Genomic DNA, 7,076 nt, shown 5'->3' with positions numbered 1-7,076 from the left:
TCTGATGAAAAAAAATTAACACACTTTTAGCGTTTTACCTGGAAAAAGTATACTAAATAATATTACATTTGTGTATACAATTGTTGTAGTTACATGAATGTAGAAAAGATTTTAAAAACGACAAAGGAAATTCCGCTAAAGAGCAGATCCCTCATTCATTTAATGTTGGTAAACAATAAAGTGAAAGAGACCATTAGCGCAGGGTTAAAACCCTACGGTGTTTCTTTACAACAATTTAATGTTCTTAGAATTCTAAGAGGCCAGGGAAGTAACCCAGCTAATCTCTCCACCATTAATGAGCGTATGGTTACCAAAATGAGCAACACAACCAGACTGGTAGATAAATTGCTGATCAAAGGATTAGTGGATCGATCAGTTTGTGAAGAGAATCGAAGAAAGATTGAGATCACCATTACAAAAAAAGGGCTAGACATGTTGAAAGACATGGATGTAGTTATGGATAAAACAGAAGCTATACTGGTGGAAGATCTTACAGAACAGGATTTACTTGAATTAAATATCCTATTAAATAAATTTTGAACATTCCCATTTTAAAAACAATTATTAAAACAAAGTAATATGATTATTATGAAAAGAAATGTATTGAGTTTGGCCCTGGCCATCGTATTTGGAGCAACAGCTACAGCCACCACTACCCCAACCACAGAGCCCGTCAAGAAAGAAGTAAATACAGCAGAGAGTTCTGTAATGTGGAAAGCTTACAAAGTGACAGGCTCTCATACTGGAGTAGTGCAGCTTACTGAAGGAGCACTTTCATTTGAAGGAGATGCTCTTGTAGGAGGCAATTTTGGTGTTGATATGACCAGCCTTATTTCAACCGATCTTGAAGGTGAATATAAAGCAAAACTAGAAGGACACCTGAAATCTGACGATTTCTTTGGTGTGGCAACTTATCCAACTTCTACGCTTGTATTTACAGATGTAAAGTCGACCGGCAAGAATTCGTACGAAGTGACAGGAGACTTAACTATCAAAGGAATAACAAAACCGATCACTTTCGATGTTTCCATTTACGGAAGTAAGGCAACAGCCTCTGTAAAAGTAGATAGAGCGAATTATAATGTGCGTTATGGATCTGGAAGTTTCTTTGACAACTTAGGAGACAAAACCATCTATGACGAATTTGATCTGGTTGTTGACCTGCAGTTCTAGAAGATTTTATTTTATTTTAAATCCTGAATAGGTTCAACTATTCAGGATTTTTTTTTGTTCCGCTGCATTATATTAGAATATCCATGCTGTGTTTTAAGAATCCGAAAAATTGATTTGTAAATATAAAATTCCTTTCTATATTTGAACCAATGAAAACAATTACAGTAAATACTTGGTGGTGGATTACCTTACGTCCTATGTCGTGAGCGAAGCACATTGAAGTACTACTGTACGAAAAGGCTTGTCTATCACGACAAGCCTTTTTGCTTTAAAAGTCCCAGCTAGTTTCAAAGTAATACAAAAAGTTTCAGTTAGATGCGCTACAAATTAAAGACCCATTATAAGAAGATCCTCGCAGATACCATTACCCCGGTAAGTGTGTATCTGAAGATCAGGGATAAATTTCCCAATAGTATTCTATTGGAGAGTAGTGATTACAGGGCCAATGACAATACCTTTTCGTATATCTGCTGTAACCCTATTGCCTCCATCACTATTCAAAATGAAAAGATTATTGAGCAATTCCCCGATGGAGAAAAAATTGAACTGCCAATTATAAACACCACGGATGTAGCTGCTGTAATTCACGACTTTGCTCAGAAATTTGAAGTGACTCAGAAAGATTTCAAATTCATCAACAATGGGTTATTTGGATACATTGCATACGATGCTGTTAGGTATTTTGAAGAAATTGAAATTCGAAAAAAAGAAGATTCCATTCCAATTCCGGATGTTTATTACGCTGTGTACCAGAACATCATTGCCATTAACCATTTTAAGAATGAGGCCTACATCTTTGCACATTGTTATGATCAGGAAAGCAATATTGAATACATAGAACAACTATTGAATGCCCGAAATTTTGCTTCCTATAACTTTAAGAAAGAAGGAGATCCTTCAACCAATATAGGGGATCAGGAATATAAGGAACATGTAAAACTTGCGAAAGAACATTGCCATAGAGGCGATGTCTTTCAACTTGTACTATCCAGAAGATTTTCACAGGCTTTCAAAGGCGATGATTTTAATGTCTACCGGGCCCTAAGATCTATTAACCCTTCACCTTATCTTTTCTATTTTGACTATGGTGATTTTAAGATCTTCGGGAGTTCGCCCGAAGCACAACTTATTGTAAAAGACGGCAAAGCAGAGATACATCCCATAGCGGGAACCTTTAAAAGAACCGGAAATGATGAAGAAGATGCCATACTTGCTAAAAAACTCTCGGAAGATGCCAAAGAGAACAGCGAACATGTAATGCTGGTAGATCTTGCAAGGAACGATCTGAGTCGGAATGGAAACACGGTTAAAGTAGAAAATTACCGCGAAGTACAATACTTCTCTCATGTAATACACCTTGTATCCAAGGTGACAGGACAAAAGAAAAAAGACATCCCCACCCTAAAAGTAGTAGCCGATACCTTCCCCGCGGGTACCTTAAGCGGGGCACCTAAGCACAGGGCCATGCAGCTAATTGAAGCCTATGAACCTACGAATAGAGGTTATTACGGAGGAGCTATAGGTTTTATGGATTTTCAGGGAAATTTTAATCACGCCATAATGATCCGAACCTTCCTGAGCAAGGATCATTCATTGTATTATCAGGCTGGTGCTGGTCTGGTTGCTGCTTCAGAACCGGAGAATGAATTACAGGAAACTTATAATAAATTAGGTGCTTTAACAAAAGCCCTGGAAATAGCAGAAGATCTGTAGCTATGATAGAGGTATTGATGATTGATAATTACGATAGTTTTACGTACAACCTGGTGCATTATCTGGAAGACCTGCAATGTAAAGTGGTAGTCAAAAGGAACGATAAACTAACCCTTGACGAGGTAGATAAATTCCAAAAGATCGTCCTATCTCCCGGACCTGGTATCCCGGAAGAGGCTGGCTTATTGAAAGAGATCATTGCAAGGTATGCACCAACCAAAAGTATTTTTGGGGTTTGTTTGGGACAACAGGCCATAGGGGAAGTCTTTGGAGGTAAGCTAATTAACCTGGACAACGTATATCACGGAGTTGCGACCACCGTTGAGATCGTCAAGAATGATCCTATTTTTGAAGGACTGCCAAAAACAATAGAAGTTGGCAGATATCATTCCTGGGTTGTTGATCCGGATCTGCCGGAAACGTTGATAGCTACCTCCTTTGATACTAATGGGCAGTTGATGTCTTTACGACACAAGGAATACGATGTGTGTGGGGTGCAATTTCACCCAGAATCTGTACTCACGCCTCAGGGGAAGAAAATTTTAGAGAATTGGATACATTCTAAACCATGAAAGAAACACTAAACCGGCTCATCAATCAGGAGATCCTGGACAAGGAAGATGCCAAGCACATTCTGATCAACATGGCCAAAGGTGCCTATAATCCGAGTCAGACGGCAGCCTTCCTTACCGTATATATGATGCGAAGCATTACAATTGAAGAATTGGAAGGGTTTCGTGATGCCCTTTTAGAACTCTGTCTTGCAGTAGATCTGAAAGACTTCGATCCTATAGACCTGTGTGGTACCGGAGGGGATGGGAAGGATACATTTAACATATCAACCCTCGCTTCTTTTGTGACTGCCGGAGCAGGGATCCATGTTACCAAACATGGAAATTATGGGGTTTCTTCTACCTGTGGCAGCAGCAATGTGATGGAATTTTTAGGAATAAAGTTCAGTAATGATGCCGATTTTCTAAGGAAGTGTATTGAGGCTTCGGGCATATGCGTACTTCATGCGCCACTGTTTCATCCAGCCATGAAAAATGTGGCCCCTATACGTAGAGAATTGGCCGTGAAAACTTTTTTCAACATGCTGGGACCCATGGTAAACCCGGCCTTTCCAAAGAATCAGATCGTAGGTGTATTTAATCTGGAGCTGGCGAGGATGTACGGCTATCTCTATCAGAATACAGACAAAAAATACACCATTCTTCATGCTCTGGATGGCTATGATGAAATTTCATTAACCGGGCGCACCAAAACCATATCAAACACTACAGAGGCCATGTTACTCCCTGAAGATTTTGGCGTAAAAATCATATCCCAGGAAGCTATAGCCGGGGGCACATCAATTGAAGCCTCTGCTCAGATATTTATGAATATTTTGCAAGGAAAGGGCACCGAGGCCCAAAATAATGTGGTATGTGCCAATGCCGGTATAGCAATCGCGACCGCAAAGGAACGCTCCCCAAAAGAGGGTTTCGAAATTGCAATGGAATCACTTAAAAGTGGTAAAGCCCTAAAAGCGCTTCGCACCTTACAAGAACTCAGCAGCTAATGGATATTCTGGAGAAAATAGTAATACAGAAGAAAAAGGAAGTGGCCTTAAAAAAGTCACTTATTCCTGTTAAACAACTTGAAGCTTCCACGCTGTTCAATCGTAAAACGGTTTCCCTATCTAATGCTTTAAAGGAAAGTGACTCGGGGATCATCGCAGAATTTAAACGCAGATCTCCCTCTAAATCTGTGATCAATTCGATAAGCCCTATTCAGGAAGTAGCCCAGGCATATGAAGCCGCGGGAGTTTGCGGAATGTCTGTTCTTACCGATAGCCACTTCTTTGGAGGAGGCCTGGAAGATCTACTTTTGGCTCGTGCCACCGTAAATATTCCGCTGTTGAGGAAAGAATTTATAATTGACGAATACCAGCTAATAGAAGCAAAAGCCCATGGAGCAGATGTTATTTTGCTGATCGCGGCCATTCTTTCCAGAGATGATATCAAAGCATTCTCAGAGTTGGCAAGGCAGCTTCAATTGGAAGTTTTACTGGAAGTTCACAATGAGAGCGAATTAAACCATGCACTAATGCCGGGACTCACCATGATTGGGGTTAACAACCGTAACCTTAAGAACTTTGAGGTTTCTTTAGAAACAAGCAGAATGCTTGCCTCCAAGATCCCGGATGAATTTGTGAAAGTTTCCGAAAGTGGCCTTAGCCAAACATCGGCAATCATAAGTCTGCGACAAGATGGTTATGAAGGTTTCCTTATTGGGGAGTCATTTATGGCCAGCCAGGATCCCGGTAAAAGCGCCACTAACTTTATAAAAGATTTAGAGGTATGAAAGTAAAGGTCTGTGGTATGAAATATATCGAAAACATGGAGGCCGTGGCAGCTTTAGAGCCAGACTATCTAGGATTTATATTCTGGGAGCCTTCAAAACGATATTCTACGGGTAAACTACCTTCCTTGCCATTATCCATAAAACGGGTGGGGGTGTTTGTAGATGCTTCAATTGATGAAATACTAGAAAAACTTATACAAGTACCTCTAGATCTTATTCAGCTGCATGGGAAGGAAACAGCCCAATTCTGTGCGGAGCTTAAAGAGGAACTCCAGCGGCTGGAAAAAGCGCATCAAAAGACTAAAGGAACCTACAAAATAATAAAAGCATTCAGTGTAGGAACTACTTTCACCTTTGAGAAATTAACACCCTATGAATCCTGTTGTGATTATTTTTTGTTCGATACCAAAGGTCCATTGCCAGGTGGGAATGGATTTACTTTTGACTGGCACCTTATGAGTTCCTATACCTCCGATATACCATTTTTTTTAAGCGGGGGAATAGGTCTGGCTAATATTCCTGAACTTTCTGAATTCCTGGCTTCGCCCTTAGCACAGAAATGCCATGCCATTGATGTGAACAGTAAATTTGAAATAAGTCCGGGTCTAAAGAATACAAAAGACTTACAAATCTTTATAAATAAATTACGAAAAGAAAATTAATACGCTGGCTATGAAAACCTATCAAGCAGACGAAAGAGGATATTACGGAGAGTTTGGAGGTGCATTTATTCCAGAAATGCTCTATCCCAATACGGAAGAACTTCGCCAGAACTATTTACAGATTATGGCTGATCCTTCTTTTCAGGAAGAATTTAATCAACTTTTAAAGGACTATGTTGGCAGACCTACACCCCTCTATTTTGCCAACAGACTTTCTGAAAAATACAAGACAAAGATCTATCTGAAAAGAGAGGACCTTTGCCATACCGGTGCCCATAAGGTAAACAACACCATAGGACAGATCTTAATGGCGAAGAAACTGGGCAAGAACCGTATCATAGCAGAAACAGGTGCCGGTCAACACGGTGTTGCCACTGCTACCGTATGTGCCCTAATGGGTATTGAATGTATAGTATACATGGGGGAAATAGACATCGCAAGGCAAGCACCTAATGTTGCCCGAATGAAGATGCTTGGGGCCGAAGTAAGACCTGCCCTTTCGGGCAGCAGAACCTTAAAAGATGCTACCAATGAAGCCATTCGCGACTGGATCAATAATCCTGTGAATACCCATTATATAATAGGCTCCGTAGTAGGGCCACACCCCTACCCAGATATGGTGGCCCGTTTTCAGTCTGTGATCTCAGAAGAAATTAAATGGCAACTGATGGAAAAGGAAGGACGGGAAAACCCCGATTATGTTGTAGCCTGCGTGGGTGGAGGCAGTAATGCTGCCGGCACCTATTACCATTTTCTGGATAATGAAGAGGTAGGCATCATTGCTGTGGAAGCCGCTGGCAAAGGAATACATTCCGGAAAGAGTGCAGCAACTTCAACCTTGGGTCAGGTTGGGATCATACATGGCAGCAAGACCTTACTGATGCAAACAAAAGACGGTCAGATCACTGAACCGTATTCCATTTCTGCCGGACTCGACTATCCGGGAGTGGGCCCTATGCATGCCAATTTGTACAGAACCGGAAGGGGTGAATTTATTTCGATAACTGACGATGAGGCCATGACTGCCGGATTATTGGTCTCTCAATTAGAAGGGATCATCCCGGCCATAGAAACTTCTCATGCTTTTGCTATTTTCGATCATAGAAAGTTTAGTCAGGATGATGTGGTAGTGATCAATTTGTCAGGAAGAGGAGATAAGGATCTGCAAACCTATATTGATTA

General features: G+C 40.7%; 8 protein-coding genes. All 8 read left to right on the top strand.

Going from position 1 to position 7,076, the window contains the following annotated elements; all coding sequences use genetic code 11:
- Positions 1 to 93: 93 nt before the first annotated feature.
- The gene (locus tag Q0X72_RS10715) at positions 94 to 540 is read left to right on the top strand and encodes a MarR family winged helix-turn-helix transcriptional regulator (protein WP_297765090.1); all 447 of its coding nucleotides are present in this window, start codon (positions 94 to 96) and stop codon (positions 538 to 540) included.
- Positions 541 to 588: 48 nt separating this feature from the next.
- On the top strand, positions 589 to 1,173 hold the full coding sequence (locus tag Q0X72_RS10710) for a YceI family protein (protein ID WP_297765088.1): 585 nt from the start codon (positions 589 to 591) through the stop codon (positions 1,171 to 1,173).
- Positions 1,174 to 1,488: 315 nt separating this feature from the next.
- A complete protein-coding gene (locus Q0X72_RS10705; protein WP_297765085.1) occupies positions 1,489 to 2,886 on the top strand; it encodes an anthranilate synthase component I family protein in 1,398 nt (465 codons plus the stop codon).
- A 2-nt stretch (positions 2,887 to 2,888) separates the two neighbouring features.
- On the top strand, positions 2,889 to 3,458 hold the full coding sequence (locus tag Q0X72_RS10700) for an aminodeoxychorismate/anthranilate synthase component II (RefSeq protein ID WP_297765082.1): 570 nt from the start codon (positions 2,889 to 2,891) through the stop codon (positions 3,456 to 3,458).
- Complete coding sequence (gene trpD / locus Q0X72_RS10695; RefSeq protein ID WP_297765080.1) at positions 3,455 to 4,447, top strand: anthranilate phosphoribosyltransferase; 993 nt, start codon at positions 3,455 to 3,457, stop codon at positions 4,445 to 4,447. The genes Q0X72_RS10700 and trpD overlap by 4 nt, the downstream gene beginning before the upstream one ends.
- A complete protein-coding gene (trpC, locus tag Q0X72_RS10690; protein ID WP_297765077.1) occupies positions 4,447 to 5,232 on the top strand; it encodes an indole-3-glycerol phosphate synthase TrpC in 786 nt (261 codons plus the stop codon). The genes trpD and trpC overlap by 1 nt, the downstream gene beginning before the upstream one ends.
- Complete coding sequence (locus tag Q0X72_RS10685; protein WP_297765074.1) at positions 5,229 to 5,894, top strand: phosphoribosylanthranilate isomerase; 666 nt, start codon at positions 5,229 to 5,231, stop codon at positions 5,892 to 5,894. Before trpC ends, Q0X72_RS10685 begins: the two co-directional genes overlap by 4 nt.
- 10 nt (positions 5,895 to 5,904) lie before the next feature.
- Positions 5,905 to 7,076, top strand: a 1,172-nt coding sequence (gene trpB, locus Q0X72_RS10680) for a tryptophan synthase subunit beta (RefSeq protein WP_297765072.1), incomplete at its 3' end; no start/stop codon positions are given.

This window comes from uncultured Muriicola sp. (genome assembly GCF_947258935.1).
GTDB lineage: Bacteria > Bacteroidota > Bacteroidia > Flavobacteriales > Flavobacteriaceae > Muriicola.
The sequence above is the reverse complement of the archived record's forward strand: the minus strand, read 5'-3'. Positions and strand labels throughout refer to the sequence as shown.